The 16,985-nt window shown below is 55.4% G+C and carries 15 protein-coding genes; 9 read left to right on the forward strand and 6 right to left on the reverse strand.

Going from position 1 to position 16,985, the window contains the following annotated elements; translation table 11 throughout:
* The first annotated feature begins 343 nt into the window (after positions 1-343).
* From fdnG to OVA10_RS02985, 5 genes are all read left to right on the forward strand, one after another.
* Positions 344-3,394: a formate dehydrogenase-N subunit alpha gene (fdnG, locus tag OVA10_RS02965; RefSeq protein ID WP_268195200.1), complete on the forward strand. Its 3,051-nt coding sequence runs from the start codon at positions 344-346 to the stop codon at positions 3,392-3,394.
* A 12-nt stretch (positions 3,395-3,406) separates the two neighbouring features.
* Positions 3,407-4,309: a formate dehydrogenase subunit beta gene (gene fdxH / locus OVA10_RS02970; RefSeq protein ID WP_100778337.1), complete on the forward strand. Its 903-nt coding sequence runs from the start codon at positions 3,407-3,409 to the stop codon at positions 4,307-4,309.
* Positions 4,306-4,941, forward strand: coding sequence for a formate dehydrogenase cytochrome b556 subunit (fdoI, locus tag OVA10_RS02975; RefSeq protein ID WP_100778336.1), 636 nt, complete (start codon positions 4,306-4,308; stop codon positions 4,939-4,941). The genes fdxH and fdoI overlap by 4 nt, the downstream gene beginning before the upstream one ends.
* Complete coding sequence (gene fdhE, locus OVA10_RS02980; RefSeq protein ID WP_123429927.1) at positions 4,938-5,867, forward strand: formate dehydrogenase accessory protein FdhE; 930 nt, start codon at positions 4,938-4,940, stop codon at positions 5,865-5,867. Before fdoI ends, fdhE begins: the two co-directional genes overlap by 4 nt.
* Positions 5,868-6,036: 169 nt before the next feature.
* Positions 6,037-6,960: an alpha/beta hydrolase gene (locus OVA10_RS02985; RefSeq protein ID WP_268195202.1), complete on the forward strand. Its 924-nt coding sequence runs from the start codon at positions 6,037-6,039 to the stop codon at positions 6,958-6,960.
* A gap of 11 nt (positions 6,961-6,971) precedes the next feature.
* Here OVA10_RS02985 and fabY read toward each other — a convergent pair whose 3' ends face one another.
* The 6 genes from fabY to OVA10_RS03015 all read right to left on the reverse strand — a co-directional run bounded on the left by fabY (position 6,972) and on the right by OVA10_RS03015 (position 11,717).
* The gene (gene fabY, locus OVA10_RS02990; protein WP_157809219.1) at positions 6,972-7,913 is read right to left on the reverse strand and encodes a fatty acid biosynthesis protein FabY; all 942 of its coding nucleotides are present in this window, start codon (positions 7,911-7,913) and stop codon (positions 6,972-6,974) included.
* Positions 7,914-7,957: 44 nt separating this feature from the next.
* On the reverse strand, positions 7,958-8,395 hold the full coding sequence (dtd, locus tag OVA10_RS02995; protein WP_100778332.1) for a D-aminoacyl-tRNA deacylase: 438 nt from the start codon (positions 8,393-8,395) through the stop codon (positions 7,958-7,960).
* The gene (locus OVA10_RS03000; protein ID WP_268195204.1) at positions 8,392-9,264 is read right to left on the reverse strand and encodes a virulence factor BrkB family protein; all 873 of its coding nucleotides are present in this window, start codon (positions 9,262-9,264) and stop codon (positions 8,392-8,394) included. Before OVA10_RS03000 ends, dtd begins: the two co-directional genes overlap by 4 nt.
* Entirely contained in the window at positions 9,258-9,857 is a 600-nt protein-coding gene (yihX, locus tag OVA10_RS03005) for a glucose-1-phosphatase (protein ID WP_100778330.1), read from the reverse strand. The genes OVA10_RS03000 and yihX overlap by 7 nt, the downstream gene beginning before the upstream one ends.
* Before the next feature lie 131 nt (positions 9,858-9,988).
* Positions 9,989-10,786: a DeoR/GlpR family DNA-binding transcription regulator gene (locus OVA10_RS03010; protein WP_181827045.1), complete on the reverse strand. Its 798-nt coding sequence runs from the start codon at positions 10,784-10,786 to the stop codon at positions 9,989-9,991.
* Between the two features lie 34 nt (positions 10,787-10,820).
* Positions 10,821-11,717: a sugar kinase gene (locus tag OVA10_RS03015; protein WP_181827046.1), complete on the reverse strand. Its 897-nt coding sequence runs from the start codon at positions 11,715-11,717 to the stop codon at positions 10,821-10,823.
* A 168-nt stretch (positions 11,718-11,885) separates the two neighbouring features.
* On the opposite strand from OVA10_RS03015, the gene yihU reads away from it, so the two are divergent.
* From yihU to OVA10_RS03035, 4 genes are read left to right on the forward strand one after another with little or no spacing between them, the layout of a single operon-like run.
* A complete protein-coding gene (gene yihU / locus OVA10_RS03020; RefSeq protein ID WP_181827047.1) occupies positions 11,886-12,776 on the forward strand; it encodes a sulfolactaldehyde 3-reductase in 891 nt (296 codons plus the stop codon).
* A gap of 17 nt (positions 12,777-12,793) precedes the next feature.
* Positions 12,794-13,669: a sulfofructosephosphate aldolase gene (gene yihT / locus OVA10_RS03025; protein WP_181827048.1), complete on the forward strand. Its 876-nt coding sequence runs from the start codon at positions 12,794-12,796 to the stop codon at positions 13,667-13,669.
* A gap of 14 nt (positions 13,670-13,683) precedes the next feature.
* A complete protein-coding gene (yihS, locus tag OVA10_RS03030; protein WP_268195208.1) occupies positions 13,684-14,925 on the forward strand; it encodes a sulfoquinovose isomerase in 1,242 nt (413 codons plus the stop codon).
* 26 nt (positions 14,926-14,951) lie between these two features.
* Positions 14,952-16,976, forward strand: coding sequence for an alpha-glucosidase (locus OVA10_RS03035; RefSeq protein WP_181827050.1), 2,025 nt, complete (start codon positions 14,952-14,954; stop codon positions 16,974-16,976).
* Positions 16,977-16,985 lie beyond the last annotated feature (9 nt).

The raw sequence follows: 16,985 nt of genomic DNA on the forward strand, positions 1-16,985 counted from the left end.
AGCCAGGGTCACAATGTGATCAATGTCACACTTTATAATCATCAGAGTGATAATACGTTCACTTTGTATTAACCGCACCGGAACAGGCTTACCGACATTGTGGTATTCTGAAATCATATCCCTCGTGGAATTGAGGGAATACATCAAATTTTAAGCGTTATGGTTGTTTTGCAATCATGCGCAAAAACAATAACCTCCCTAAATAGTTCGTGTTGCTGGAAGGCGGCAATTGAGCGAATCCCCAGACGCTTACCTACGTAAGCGGCTGAGTAAGAGAACGCAGCCAACGCACCTGCAGCGCGAAATATGAAGAGGGAGCAATGTCGTAAACAAGGAGTGACCCATGCAGGTCAGCAGAAGGCAGTTCTTTAAGATCTGCGCTGGCGGTATGGCAGGCACGACGGCAGCGGCGCTGGGCTTTGCCCCTGGTGTAGCGCTGGCGGAAACGCGGCAGTACAAACTGCTGCGCACCCGTGAAACCCGTAATACCTGTACGTACTGCTCTGTCGGTTGTGGGCTGTTAATGTATAGCCTCGGCGACGGCGCGAAAAACGCTAAAGCATCCATCTTCCATATCGAAGGTGACCCGGATCATCCGGTCAACCGTGGTGCGCTGTGCCCGAAAGGGGCCGGTCTGGTGGACTTTATCCACTCCGAAAGCCGCCTCAAATTCCCGGAATATCGCGCCCCTGGCTCCGATAAATGGCAGCAAATCAGCTGGGAAACGGCATTTGACCGTATCGCCAAACTGATGAAAGAAGACCGTGATGCGAACTTTATCGCGCAGAATGCCGATGGCGTCACCGTTAACCGCTGGCTCTCCACGGGCATGCTTTGTGCCTCCGCATCCAGCAATGAAACCGGGTATTTAACCCAGAAATTTACGCGCGCACTCGGTATGCTCGCGGTCGACAACCAGGCGCGTGTCTGACACGGACCAACGGTAGCAAGTCTTGCTCCAACATTTGGTCGCGGTGCGATGACCAACCACTGGGTCGACATCAAAAACGCTAACCTCATCATTGTGATGGGTGGAAACGCGGCAGAAGCGCATCCGGTGGGATTCCGCTGGGCGATGGAAGCCAAAATCCACAATGGCGCGAAACTGATTGTGATCGATCCCCGCTTTACGCGTACAGCGTCAGTGGCGGATTTCTACACCCCTATTCGCTCAGGTACTGACATTACTTTCCTGTCAGGCGTATTGCTGTACCTGATGACTAACGAAAAATATAACCGTGAATATACCGAGGCTTACACCAACGCCAGCCTGATCGTGCGTGAGGACTATAGCTTCGAAGACGGTCTGTTCAGCGGTTACGACGCCGAAAAACGCAAATACGACAAAACCAGCTGGAACTACGAGCTGGACGAAAACGGCTTTGCGAAACGCGATACCACCCTTACCCACCCGCGCTGCGTGTGGAACCTGCTGAAAACGCACGTTTCCCGCTATACGCCAGACGTGGTCGAAAACATCTGCGGCACACCGAAAGCCGACTTCCTGAAAGTCTGCGAGTACATCGCCGAAACCAGTGCTCACGATAAAACCGCGTCGTTCCTTTACGCGCTGGGCTGGACGCAGCACTCCATCGGGGCGCAGAACATCCGCACCATGGCGATGGTTCAGCTGCTGCTCGGCAATATGGGGATGGCAGGCGGCGGCGTGAACGCCCTGCGCGGTCACTCCAACATTCAGGGGCTGACGGACCTGGGCCTGCTGTCGCAGAGCCTGCCGGGCTACATGACGCTGCCAAGCGAAAAACAGACCGACCTCCAGACCTATCTGACCGCCAACACGCCGAAACCGCTGCTGGAAGGTCAGGTGAACTACTGGGGCAACTACCCGAAATTCTTCGTCTCGATGATGAAAGCCTTCTACGGCGATAAAGCGACAGCAGAAAACAGCTGGGGCTTTGACTGGCTGCCGAAGTGGGACAAGGGTTACGACGTTCTGCAGTATTTCGACATGATGCACCAGGGCAAAGTGAACGGCTATCTGTGCCAGGGCTTTAACCCGGTCGCCTCGTTCCCGAACAAGAACAAGGTGGTGGAGTCGCTGTCGAAACTGAAATTCCTGGTAACGATTGATCCGCTCAATACCGAAACCTCGACCTTCTGGCAGAACCACGGTGAATCGAACGACGTCGATCCAGCGAAAATTCAGACGGAAGTGTTCCGCCTGCCATCCACCTGCTTCGCCGAAGAGAACGGTTCTATCGTTAACTCTGGTCGCTGGCTGCAGTGGCACTGGAAAGGTGCGGACGCCCCGGGCATCGCCATGAACGACGGCGAGATTCTGGCCGGTATCTTCCTGCGCATGCGCAAGATGTACGAAGCCGAAGGCGGCGCGAATCCAGAGCAGGTTCTGAACATGACCTGGAACTATTCAACGCCTGAAAATCCTGCCCCTGAAGAGGTGGCAATGGAGAGTAACGGTAAAGCGCTGGCGGATGTGGTTGATCCGGCCACCGGCACTGTACTGGCGAAGAAAGGCGATCAGCTGAGCACCTTTGCGCATCTACGCGACGACGGCTCAACCGCCAGCGGCTGCTGGATTTTCGCCGGAAGCTGGACGCCGAAGGGCAACCAGATGGCGAACCGCGACAACGCCGATCCGTCGGGCCTCGGCAATACGCTGGGCTGGGCGTGGGCGTGGCCGCTGAACCGCCGCATTCTGTATAACCGCGCTTCCGCAGACCCGCAGGGTAAACCGTGGGATCCGAAACGCCAGCTCCTGAAGTGGGACGGCGCGAAATGGGGCGGCGTGGATATTCCGGACTACAGCGCCGCCGCACCGGGCAGCGATGTCGGGCCGTTTATCATGCAGCCAGAAGGCATGGGCCGCCTGTTTGCCATCGATAAAATGGCTGAAGGTCCCTTCCCGGAACACTACGAGCCGTTTGAAACGCCGCTGGGAACCAACCCGCTGCACCCGAACGTGATCTCAAACCCGGCCGCCCGTATCTTCAAAGGCGATTTTGAAGCGCTGGGTAAAAAAGATAAGTTCCCGTACGTCGGCACCACGTACCGTCTGACCGAGCACTTCCACTACTGGACCAAACACGCGCTGCTTAACGCCATCGCGCAGCCGGAACAGTTCGTGGAGATCGGTGAGAAGCTGGCGAATAAGCTCGGCATCGCGCACGGCGATACGGTGAAAGTCTCCTCTAACCGTGGCTACATCAAAGCCAAGGCGGTGGTGACCAAACGTATTCGCACGCTGAATGTTCATGGGCAACAGGTGGATACCATCGGCATCCCGATTCACTGGGGTTACGAGGGCGTGGCGAAGAAAGGCTTTATTGCCAACACCCTGACACCGTTCGTCGGTGATGCGAACACGCAGACGCCGGAGTTCAAAGCCTTCCTGGTAAACGTGGAAAAGGTGTAACGGAGACGACTTATGGCTTATCAATCGCAAGACATCATTCGTCGTTCCGCGACTAACGGCTTCACGCCCGCGCCTCAGGCGCGGGACCACCAGCAGGAAGTGGCGAAGCTCATTGACGTCACCACCTGTATCGGCTGCAAAGCCTGTCAGGTGGCGTGTTCCGAGTGGAACGATATCCGTGACGAAGTGGGTCATAACGTCGGGGTGTACGACAACCCCGCCGATTTGACTGCCAAGTCCTGGACGGTGATGCGTTTCTCGGAAGTGGAACAGGACGACAAACTGGAGTGGCTGATCCGCAAGGATGGCTGCATGCACTGCGCCGATCCAGGCTGCCTGAAGGCGTGTCCGTCCGAAGGGGCTATCATTCAGTATGCCAATGGCATCGTCGACTTCCAGTCAGAACAGTGCATCGGCTGCGGCTACTGCATTGCGGGCTGCCCGTTCAACGTGCCGCGACTGAACCCGGAAGACAACCGCGTCTACAAATGTACGCTGTGCGTCGACCGCGTGAATGTCGGCCAGGAGCCGGCCTGCGTGAAAACCTGTCCGACGGGGGCCATTCACTTTGGCTCCAAAGAGGATATGAAAACGCTGGCGGGCGAGCGCGTCGCCGAGCTGAAAACCCGTGGTTACGACAACGCCGGTCTGTACGATCCGGCGGGCGTTGGCGGTACACACGTCATGTATGTGCTGCACCATGCCGACAAGCCGAATCTGTATCACGGCCTGCCGGAGAACCCGGAAATCAGCGCGACCGTTAAATTCTGGAAAGGCATCTGGAAACCGCTGGCCGCCGTTGGCTTCGCTGCAACCTTTGCCGCCAGCATCTTCCACTATGTCGGTGTCGGCCCGAACCGCGCGGAAGAGGAAGACGACAATCTGCATGAAGAGAAAGACGAGGTGCGCAAATGAAAAGACGTGACACCATCGTGCGCTACACAGCGCCGGAACGTATCAACCACTGGGTCACCGCCTTCTGCTTCATGCTGGCGGCGATAAGCGGGCTGGGATTTTTCTTCCCGTCCTTTAACTGGCTGATGCAAATCATGGGCACACCGCAGCTGGCGCGTATTCTGCACCCGTTTGTCGGCGTGATTATGTTTGCCTCGTTTATCATCATGTTTTTCCGCTACTGGCACCATAACCTAATCAATCGGGATGATATCTTTTGGGCGAAGAATATTCGTAAGATCGTCGTCAACGAGGAAGTGGGTGATACCGGGCGTTATAACTTCGGCCAGAAATGCGTATTCTGGGCGGCGATTATCTTCCTGGTCCTGTTGCTGGTGAGCGGCGTGATTATCTGGCGTCCGTATTTTGCGCCCGCTTTCTCAATCCCGGTGATCCGATTTGCGCTGATGCTGCATTCATTTGCCGCAGTCGCGTTAATTGTGGTTATCATGGTGCATATCTACGCCGCCCTATGGGTGAAAGGCACTATTACCGCGATGGTGGAAGGATGGGTTACCAGTACGTGGGCGAAGAAACATCACCCGCGCTGGTACCGTGAGGTCCGCAAGACAACGGAAAAGAAAACTGAATGAGTATTCGCATAATCCCGCAAGATGAGCTGGGTTCGAGCGAGAAACGCACGGCGGAGTACATTCCGCCGTTGTTATTCCCCAGACTCAAGAACCTCTACAACCGCCGCGCAGAGCGTCTGCGCGAGCTGGCAGAGAACAATCCGCTCGGTGAATTTCTGCGCTTTGCCGCGCTGATCGCCCACGCGCAGGAAGTGGTGCTGTACGACCACCCGCTGCAAATGGACCTCGCCGCGCGCATCAAAGAAGCCAACGAGCAGGGCAAACCGCCGCTGGATATTCACGTTCTGCCGCGCGACAAGCACTGGCAAAAGCTGCTGCACTCGCTGATTGCAGAGCTGAAGCCTGAGATGAGCGGCCCTGCGCTGGCGGTGATCGAGAATCTGGAAAAAGCCTCCGATCTGGAGCTGGAAGAGATGGCGAGCGCGCTATTTGCCTCCGATTTTTCCCTCGTCAGTAGCGATAAAGCGCCCTTTATCTGGGCTGCCCTGTCGCTCTACTGGGCGCAAATGGCGAGCCTGATTCCCGGTAAAGCGCGTGCAGAATACGGTGAAGCCCGTCAGTTCTGCCCGGTGTGTGGCTCGATGCCCGTGACCAGCATGGTGCAAATCGGCACCACGCAAGGCTTGCGTTATCTGCACTGCAACCTGTGTGAAACCGAGTGGCACGTGGTGCGTATCAAATGCAGCAACTGCGAGCAGACCCGCGATTTGAATTACTGGTCGCTGGAAAACGAGAATGCGGCCGTTAAAGCCGAAAGCTGCGGTGACTGCGGGACCTACCTGAAAATTCTCTATCAGGAAAAAGACCCGAAAGTGGAAGCTGTCGCCGATGACCTCGCCACGCTGGTACTCGACGCGCGGATGGAGCAAGAGGGCTTCGCCCGCAGCTCAATCAACCCGTTCTTGTTCCCGGGTGAAGGGGAGTAGTTTTCTGTAACAGTGCCGGGCGACGCAAGGTTGCCCGGCCTGCATCTGCCTTCATGCTCCATTTTGCGAGCCGCGTTCGAGATTCAAACTCCCACCCAAATCCCCCGTTTTCTTTTGCAACAAACCAGGCTATAACGCTGTATATCCATACAGATAACTGGGAAGAATTATGGCACTGGAAAAAGGGATTGCTGAACTGGTTCAGGGCTTTATCGCGGCCGGGCGCCCCTCTGCACGAGAGCAAAATATTGATGACCGGCGCGCAGGGTATGTCGCGAGCACGGTGCTGGCAGGCGAAACGGAAACGCGCGTTCACATCGAGTCTGTCGAACTTGAAGGGATGCGGTTTAGGGTTTATTCGCCGCTCAATGCCCCTGAGATTTTACCGACGGTTGTCTATTATCACGGCGGGTGCTTTATCAGCGGCGGCTTTGAAACTCATGATGGCCAGTTACGTCAGTTGGCTTATTTCAGCCGCTGTCGGATCGTTGCCGTGCAGTATCGTCTGGCACCCGAACACACCTTCCCCGCCGCCCATGACGACGCTGAAAAAGCCGCTCGTCTGGTCTGGCACTATGCCGATCGGTTTGGCATCGATAAAAATCAAATTACCCTCGCCGGTGACAGCGCGGGAGGGCATCTGGCGCTGGTGACTGCGCAGCGACTCAAGGCGGCAAAAGAATGGCAGCCGGCACAGTTAATTTTGATCTATCCCATGCTCGACTCGACGGCGTATTTTGAAAGCTATATCCGCAACGGTGCGGATTATGTCATTACCCGCGATACGCTTCTCAGCGGTTACGAGTTATATCTAGCGGGAACCGACCGTCTTCATCCTGAAGCCAGTCCGCTATGGCGTGACGACCTTAACGGGCTGCCCCAGACGCATATCATCACCGCCGAGTTTGATCCGCTTTGTGATGAAGGCGAAGCACTCTTTCAGCGAATGACGGAACAGGGCGTCACCTGTACGTGTCAGCGCTGGTCAGGTGTCATACATGGTTTCTTTCAGTTAGGCGGAGTCAGCCAGTCTGCGCGAGACGTGATGCGGGATGTGGCCTGGCGAGTCAGCTCACCAGGCCGGGAAAAATAGCAGGAGTGAGGTTACTCCTCCTCGTTCCCGCCCTCTTCGTAAGGGCCAAACGGCTTCGCAGGCAGCACGAGATAGGTGCCTTCGAAAATGGCGCCTGGCGCTTCATCGCCAAACAGCTCGACCTGCATCTGCACGCGGGCTTTACGGCCACGCGCCAGACGGTCCAGGTCACCGCTGAGGGAGCCTAAGTCCGCGACTGCGCTCGGTTTACCGCTGATAGGGCTGCTGTAGCGGATATGCGCATCGGCGAGAATAATGGTGCCGCCAAGATGCCTTTCGCGCAGCATCAGCCAGATCAGCCCCCAGCCGGTCAAGGTGGCCAGCGAGAACAGGCTGCCTGCGAACAGGGTATGGTGCGGGTTCTGATTGCCGATTTCCGGCATGGTGGTAATGAATTTTTGCCCGGTGTATTGCTGGATGCGCACGCCCATCTTTTCGCTCAGCGGAATATGCTGATACCAGGCCTGCTGCAGCTGCCCGCACCAGTCGGCGCGGTGGAGAATATCATCAAGGGTGGCGATGGGTTTGATCATCAAAAAATGACGAATCGGGGTGGTTTGCGGCGCGGTGATTTCACCTTCATTGACGAAACCCAGCTTGGAGAAAAACTCCACGGCGTCTTCGCGGGCGCTACAGGTGACGCGTTTAACGCCCTCCTGACGGGCAACGGACTCAAGAGTCATCGCCATTAGGGTGCCAAGTCCTTTGTCCTGTACGGACGGATGCACAGCCATAAAACGGATTGAGGCTTCATTGTCGGCATTGATATACAAACGCCCGACGGCAACCAGGTTGCCCTCTTCGTCGACCACCATCTGATGATGCGCCATCGCATCCCAGGCGTCGCGCTCGGAGCCTTTCGGCTGATGTAACGGCTTACGCAGCATTTCCCAGCGAAAATGGTAGTAAACCTCTAATTCTTCTTCTGTTTGCGGTACTCGAAGGTGATACATAGCTGTACTCTCTCTTGTTACCCGCGGCCATGCCGCCAGCTGGCTCATACCTGGAGCCAGAATGTGACGGGGCCATCGTTCACCAGCGACACCTGCATATCTGCAGCGAATCGTCCGGTTTGCGTATTCATTTCCTGTTGACGACACCGTTCAACAAAGTATTCGTAAAGTGCTTCAGCACGGTCGGGGGCGGCACCTCTGGAGAAACCCGGACGCATGCCGCGTTCCGTGTCGGCGGCCAGGGTAAACTGAGACACCACCAGCACGCTACCCCCCGCCTGCTGAACGTTCAGGTTCATCTTCCCGTCGGCATCGCCGAAAATGCGATACCCGAGCACGCGCTCACACAGACGATTCGCTTTTTGTTCGTCATCATCCTTTTCGACACCTAACAACACCAAAAGTCCTGGGCCAATTTCACCCGTCACCTCATCCTCCACGGTGACGCTGGCACGGGTTACGCGCTGAATCAATGCAATCATGGTTGGTCTGCTTCTTCTTGTTCTGCGGCTTGTTTGAGTTTGCGGTATTCACCGAGAGTGACAGTTATTTCGGCACCTAGCAAGACGATACACCAGGTCCAGTATACCCAGACAAACAAAATCGGGACCACCGCCAGCACGCCATAAATCAGCTGATACGACGGGAACATGGTGATGTAGAGCGCAAACCCTTTTTTGCCTAGCTCGAACAGAATTGCCGCCACCAGCGCCCCAACAATGGCGTCCCGGTTAGGCACCTGTGTGGTCGGCACCACGCTGTACAGCAGCCAGAAGGAGAGCCAGGAGAGGATCAGCGGGAAGATGCGTAACACGTTGTCGATGACGCTGTTTAAATCGCTCGCCCAGCGTAATGACAGAAGATAAGAGCTGATCGCCAGACTGGCCCCGGCCAGCAGCGGCCCCAGCGTCAGAATCATCCAGTAGACGGCAAACGAGTAAACTTTTGGCCGCACGCGCTTACTGTGCCAGATGGTATTCAGCGCGCTATCGATGGCATACATCAGCAGCAGTGCGGTCACGATCAGCCCGCAGGCGCCCACGGCGGTCATCTTGCTGGAGTTGGCGACAAACTGCTCGATATACCCCTGAATCACGTCCCCAGTGGCGGGAATAAAGTTAGCAAACACAAAGTGACGCAGCTGCAGACTCACGTCGGCAAACATCGGAAACGCAGAGAACAACGCGAAAATCACCGCCACCAGCGGAACCAATGAGAGCAACGACACGTAAGCGAGATTGCCCGCCAGCGTGGTCATGTTGTCCTCATCAATCCTCTGCCAGAGCAGTTTGATCCACGCCCGAAACGGACGCGTATGGTGTGTGGCTTTTTGATGAACGGTTTTTAACATAACTGCTTCGCAAAGTAGTTCGGTATCGTCTCTTTCCCGGTGACCAGGATCGACGTGATACCCAACTGGTTAGCTCCCTCTATATTATCGGCGTTATCGTCAAAAAAGACCGTATCGGCGGCAGAGAATCCTTCTGCCTGCAAGACGGCCTGATAAATTCGCGCCTCAGGTTTGCGCATGCCCATCTCCTGAGACAGGTAAATTTTATCTGCAGCGTGCTGGATTTGCGGATACTCACCAGGCCAGAACGTAGTGTGCAGACGGTTGGTATTGGACAGCACGACCACGCGGTGCCCCTGCTCACGAAGCTTGTTCATGGTGTCGATGACCTCCGGGCGAAGTGCCACAAATACCGCCTGCCAGCCGTGAGCGAACTGCTCGTAGCTCAAGGGCAGATCCATCTCGTGACACATGGCTTCAGCGAAGGCTTCATCGCTGATTTCCCCCCGCTCATGCTGGTGAAATGCCTCTCCCATGGTGAAATTCTGTTTCAGGGTCGCCAGCGGCACACGGCTAAAATCGCTCCATGCACCCAACACTCGATTAAAATCGATATCGACGATGACATTTCCTAAGTCAAAGATATAAAGCATGTTTATCTCCTTCGCGCCGTGGAGAAATAACTGTAGCGGGAAAGATAAGCTTTGGCTATGCGTCAGATTCAGCTTAGAGAAAGAGAGGATAATCCCCGAGGCAATCACCGTCGGGGATGGAAGAGAAATGATTAGCCAGCCTGCGATTCTTCGCGGACGTTTATAACGACCTCAACCTGACTGGATTTGAGCAGGGTTTGCAGGCCAGGCTCGGGGAGCTCATCTGTGAACAAGGCGGTTGCCTGAGCGACATTGCCAATTTCAACGGCAGCAGAGGCGTGATATTTCGTATGATCGGCCGCCAGTAAAACATGGCGCGAATGTGCAATCATCGTTTTGACCACGCTCGCTTCGTTGACATCAAACTCCATCATCGCGCCGTCGCTCTCAATAGCCCCCATGCTGGTGACCAGATAATCAGCCCGAAACCCGGAGACAAACGCGGTGGCGGCCGGGCCAATAATGCCGCCATTGTGGGCACGCAAGGTTCCGCCTGGAACCATCACTTCAAAGCGGGGATTTTTATACAGAATATGCGCCACGCGCAGACTGTTAGTGATGATGCGCAAATGGTTATGATTGAGCAACGCCCGCGCAACGTGCTCCACAGTGGTGCCGATGGTGATAAAAATCGTCGAGCCGTCCGGAATATAGTCTGCAATGGCTTCGGCAATCGCCCGCTTCTCTTCCGTCATCGAGACTTCACGCTGCTCAAAGGCGGTGTTGACCACGCTTGAGGCCCGGCCTGCGCCGCCGTGATGACGCGTAATTAATCCCTGCTCACTCAGTTTGCGGATATCCCGACGCACGGTCTGGGTAGACACATCTAGCAGCTGCGCCAGTTCATCAATGTTCATGTAGCCACGATCGGCGATCAACGTGAGCAATTGATCGTGTCGCGGATTCCCGGTTAGTTCGGTCAGACTCATGGGCTGTCCTCGAAATATCATCACGCCCCGCATTTTATACAAAAAGTGACAAGAAAGAGCGGGTTTGATCACAGTCAGGGATACCAGCGCGTCCTCCAGGACGAGTACATTTAAGTGCGGCGACCGCACTGGCAAACAGAACAGCGTCCGCCCCCCTCGCATGTTGCGCCAAACTTAGCGCAAGAGCACCATGAAAAACGTCGCCAGCGCCAGTGGTATCAACCACCTCAACGCTAAAGCCCGGTTGATGGCAAAGCTGTCCGTTTTCGAGCCAATAGCAACCCTCTTTGCCCTGCGTGACATAGACTTGTCCATTTGTGAGCATTTGTGCATTTTTCAGCGCATGTTCCGGTGACGCGAGTTCCGTCAAACGTTGCAGCCCAGGCGCCGAAAACGCCGCGTGATCGCTTAACGCCACCAGCTCGCGGATATCCTGCGGCGTGATATCCGCATCGAGAACTGTCGTCACTCCCTGCTGACGTGCCAGCGTAAATGCCTGCTTTGCCCCGTCATGCCAGCGCACATCCGCCAGCACAACATCCCACTGAGAAAAGTCGATATCGTGAAGCCAGTCGGCGGCCATCGGGAGATCGGGGCTGGGATAGTTGGCAATAATGCGTTCACCGCTGGCATCAACCAGTACCGCGGATTGCGACGAGCGCGCCCCTTTAACAACGCGCGTGTAGCGCGTGTTTACTCCCAGGGACTCCAGCTCCGCGAGCAATCTGTTGCCCGTATCATCGTCACCAACGCGGCCAATAAAATCCACTTTTGCGCCCAGTTTCGCCGCTGCCACCGCCGCAGTCGCCGCCGGGCCACCGCCCACTTCCGTATAGTTATTCGCAACATACTTGCCGCCTTCCCTGGGTAAATCACTGAGATACCAGATGCGATCCAGCACGGTAATTCCGACACAAGCGATTCGAGTCATGGTCATTCCTTATGCGTTTTTGATGAATCCATTTTAATTTCATCAAATGTTTAAAAAGTGACCCGCGTCAATTTTTTGACCATAAATTACAAATACGATCAAAAACAGACAACACAAACGCGCAATAACTGACAATTTGTGACAACAACGACTGAGCAGGAGAGAAATATGTCAGCAATCGCATTTATAGGATTAGGGCAGATGGGCGCACCAATGGCGAACAATTTGCTAAAGCAGGGCCACCAGCTTCACGTCTTTGATGTCAATCCGCAGGCCGTTCAGATACTGGTTGAAAAAGGGGCGCGAGCGGCGGCGACTCCCGCAGAGGCCGCAAGCGACGCCGAGTTTGTCATCACTATGCTGCCGAACGGTGATTTGGTTCGTGCCGTCCTATTTGGCGAGCACGGTATCTGCGAAGGGCTGTCTCGCGAAGCGCTGGTGATTGATATGTCGACCATCCATCCGTTGCAAACGGACCAACTCATTGCCGAAATGACCGACTGCGGATTCAGCATGATGGATGTTCCCGTGGGCCGTACCTCCGATCATGCGATAGCAGGAACATTACTATTGCTGGCCGGCGGGACGCCCTTGCAGGTGGAGCGCGCCACGCCGGTTCTGATGGCCATGGGAAATGAAATCATCATCGCGGGCGGCCCCGGCATGGGGATTCGCGTCAAGCTCATCAACAACTACATGAGCATCGCCCTCAATACCCTTTCGGCGGAAGCCGCAGTGCTGTGCGAAGCGCTAGGTCTCTCTTTCGATGTTGCACTGAAAGTAATGAGCGGCACGCCTGCCGGAAAAGGCCATTTCACCACCTCCTGGCCGAACAAAGTGCTGAAAGGCGATCTGACCCCGGCGTTCATGATCGACCTTGCCCATAAAGATCTTGGGATCGCCCTGGACGTGGCTAACCAGCTGCACGTTCCTATGCCGCTCGGGGCGGCCTCGCGCGAAGTTTATAACCAGGCGCGCGCGGCAGGCCGGGGTCGCCAGGACTGGACCGCCATTCTTGAGCAAGTTCGGGCGGTTGCCGGGCTGAATCACACACATTAATACAAAAGGACTGAACAATGAGCACCTATACCCTGAAAGAGATCACCCGACCTTCCGGCGGTTTTGCCATGCTGGCTGTCGATCAGCGTGAAGCCATGCGTTTAATGTTTGCCGCTGCGGGCAACCCCTTGCCGGTCACCGATCGGCATTTAACCGAGTTCAAAGTCAACGCAGCAAAAATTCTTTCGCCGTACGCCTCGGCAATCCTGGTCGACCAGCAATTTTGCTACCGTCAGGTCGTCGAGCAAAACGCGGTCGCCAAAAGCTGCGCCATGATTGTCGCCGCCGATGAATTTATTCCGGGCAATGGTCTTCCCGTAGACAGCGTCATCATTGATAAAAGTATCGATCCGCAGGCGGTAAAACGTGACGGCGGCAAAGCGCTCAAGCTGCTGGTGCTGTGGCGCAGCGATGAAGATCCGCAGCAGCGCCTTCAGATGGTGAGCGATTTTAATCATCTTTGTCACAGCCACGGACTGCTCAGCATTATTGAGCCGGTAGTGCGCCCGCCACGCCACAGTGCCGTATTTGATCGGGAACAGGCAATTATTGATGCAGCAAAAGAACTGGGTGATAGCGGAGCCGACCTCTATAAAGTTGAAATGCCGCTGTTCGGGAAAGGCACCCAGCAGGAGTTACTTACCGCTTCGCAGAAACTGAACGATCAGATTGGTATGCCGTGGGTGATCCTCTCTTCGGGCGTCGATGAAAAGCTGTTCCCGCGCGCCGTGCGAGTCGCCATGCAGGCGGGTGCCTCCGGATTTTTAGCGGGCCGAGCCGTCTGGTCATCCGTGGTGGGGCTACCAGATACTGAACTGATGCTGCGCGATGTTTCAGTGCCGAAATTGCAGCGTTTGGGTGAAATCGTCGACGAAATGATGGCTCGCCGTTAAGAAAGGACGAAAAAATGAAATGGTTTAATACGCTGAGCCATAACCGTTGGCTCGAACAAGAAACCGACCGTATTCTGGATTTTGGTAAAAATGCGGCCGTGCCGACCGGCTTCGGCTGGCTGGGCAATAACGGTCAGGTGCGCAGTGATATGGGCACCCATCTGTGGATCACGGCCCGCATGCTGCACGTCTACTCTGTTGCCGCTGCAATGGGTCGTCCAGGGGCCTACGCGCTAGTGGAACACGGGATCGCCACCCTGAATACGGCGCTGCGCGACACGCAATATGGCGGTTGGTACGCCTGCGTGAATGACGAGGGCGTTGTGGATGCGTCCAAGCAGGGTTATCAGCACTTCTTCGTGTTACTCGGCGCAGCCAGCGCTGTCACCACTGGCCATCCCGACGCACGCAAACTGCTGAATGATGCAATCGAAGTGATTGAGAAGTACTTCTGGAGCGAGCAGGAACAGATGTGTCTGGAGTCCTGGGATGAAGCCTTCAGTGGCACCGAAGATTACCGTGGCGGTAACGCCAATATGCATGCCGTGGAAGCGTTCCTGATTGTGTACGACGTCACCCACGACCGTAAGTGGCTCGACCGCGCGCTGCGTATCGCTTCGGTGATTATTCATGACGTTGCCCGCAAAGGTGATTACCGCGTTAACGAACATTTTGATGCGAACTGGAACCCTCTGCGCGATTACAACAAAGAAAATCCCGCCCACCGTTTCCGTGCCTACGGTGGTACGCCAGGCCACTGGATTGAGTGGGGCCGGCTTATGCTGCATCTGCGTGCTGCGCTTGAGGCTCGCTTTGAAACAGCGCCCGAGTGGCTGCTGGAAGATGCGAAAGGATTGTTCCACGCCACCATTCGTGATGCCTGGGCACCGGACGGCGCCGACGGTTTCGTCTATTCGGTAGACTGGGACGGAAAACCTATCGTCCGCGAGCGCGTGCGCTGGCCTATCGTCGAAGCCATGGGAACCGCGTATGCACTTTATACCGTCACTGGCGATACCCAGTACGAAGCCTGGTATCAGAAATGGTGGGATTACTGCATCAAATATCTGATGGATTACGAAAACGGCTCATGGTGGCAAGAACTGGATACGGATAACAAAGTGACCACCAAAGTCTGGGACGGCAAGCAGGATATCTATCACCTGCTGCACTGCCTGGTTATCCCCCGTTTACCGCTCGCACCAGGGTTAGCCCCTGCTGTCGCCGCCGGATTACTGGATAGCCAGGCCAAATAATACTACTCCCGACAGATGGAGATCTTATGAGTACCCTACACAATATTGACCTGAAAAATAACAATAAAGGCTTCACCCTGCGCTGGCAAAACCGCCTGATTTTATCGCATACCGCTGAAACGCCTTGCCTGTGGATTGGCGCGGGTATTGCCGATATCGAAATGTTTCGCGGCAACTTCAACATTAAAGACAAACTCGACGAGAAGATTGCCCTGACGGACGCGACGGTGACGAAGCAAGGCACTGGCTGGGCGATTCGGTTTACACGTGGGGATGCGGTGAGCGCCACGCTATGGGTCGGTGTAGATCATCAGGGCCGCCTGGAGCTAAAGCTTAAAAACGATGCCACACGCCATAACCGCATCTGGTTGAGACTGGCGGCGCAGCCCGACGATCATATATACGGTTGCGGCGAACAGTTTTCGTATTTCGATCTGCGCGGTAAACCCTTCCCCCTGTGGACCAGCGAGCAGGGCGTGGGGCGGAATAAACAAACCTATGTCACCTGGCTTGCCGACTGTAAAGAGAATGCCGGTGGTGATTATTACTGGACCTTCTTCCCCCAGCCGACATTCGTCAGCACACAAAAATATTACTGCCACGTTGATAACAGCTGTTATATGAATTTCGACTTCAGCGATCCCGATTTTCACGAGCTGGCATTCTGGGAAGATAACGCGACCCTGCGCTTCGAATGTGCAGACACGTATGCCGATCTGCTGGAAAAACTCAGCGCATTACTTGGCCGACAGCCGGAACTCCCGGACTGGGTTTACGACGGCGTTACGCTCGGCATTCAGGGTGGAACCGACGTGTGCCAGCAAAAGCTAGATACCCTGCGCAAGGGCGGCGTGAAGGTGAATGGGATCTGGGCGCAGGACTGGTCCGGTATCCGTATGACCTCATTCGGCAAGCGCGTCATGTGGAACTGGAAATGGAACAGTGAACTTTATCCGCAGCTTGATGAGCGCATCCAGCAATGGAAAAGCGAAGGCGTGCAATTCCTCTCCTATATCAACCCGTACGTCGCCAGCGATAAAGATTTGTGTGAAGAGGCCTCAAAACGCGGCTATCTGACCAGAGATGCCGAGGGTAAAGATTATCACGTTGAGTTTGGCGAATTTTATGCGGGCGTTATCGACCTGACCAATCCGGAAGCCTACGACTGGTACAAGGAGGTTATCAAGCAAAATCTGATTGAGCTGGGCTGTGGCGGCTGGATGGCCGACTTTGGTGAGTATCTTCCTACCGATACCTTCCTGCACAACGGCGTAAGCGCGGAGATCATGCATAACGCCTGGCCTGCGCTGTGGGCAAAATGTAATTACGAAGCACTGAAAGAGACCGGCAAACTGGGCGAGATCCTGTTTTTCATGCGCGCGGGTTACACCGGCAGTCAGAAACACTCGGTGATGATGTGGGCAGGCGATCAGAACGTTGACTGGAGTCTGGATGATGGCCTGGCGTCTGTGGTTCCGGCTGCGCTTTCACTGGCCATGACCGGCCACGGCCTGCATCACAGCGATATCGGCGGATATACCACACTGTTCGATATGAAACGCAGTAAAGAGCTGCTGTTGCGCTGGTGCGATTTCAGCGCCTTCACTCCGATGATGCGCACCCATGAAGGCAATCGCCCCGGCGATAACTGGCAGTTTGACGCAGATGCGGAAACTATCGCCCACTTTGCCCGTATGACCACCGTCTTCACCACCCTGAAGCCGTACATCAAAGACGCCGTGGCGCAGAACGCCAAAAGAGGTTTGCCGGTGATGCGCCCGCTGTTCCTGCATTACGAAGACGATGCGCATACCTATTCGCTGAAATACCAGTACCTGTTTGGCCGTGATTTGCTGGTCGCGCCCGTGCATGAAGAGGGACGCAACGACTGGACGCTCTATTTGCCGCAGGACAACTGGATCAACGCGTGGACCGGTGAGCAGCACAGCGGCGGTGAGATAACGGTCGCGGCGCCTCTCGGTAAACCGCCGGTATTTTATCGCCAGCAAAGCGAATGGGCTGCGCTGTTCGGCAGCTTGCGTCATATCTGATTAGGCTCG

It is taken from the genome of Lelliottia sp. SL45 (genome assembly GCF_026672535.1).
GTDB lineage: Bacteria > Pseudomonadota > Gammaproteobacteria > Enterobacterales > Enterobacteriaceae > Enterobacter > Enterobacter nimipressuralis.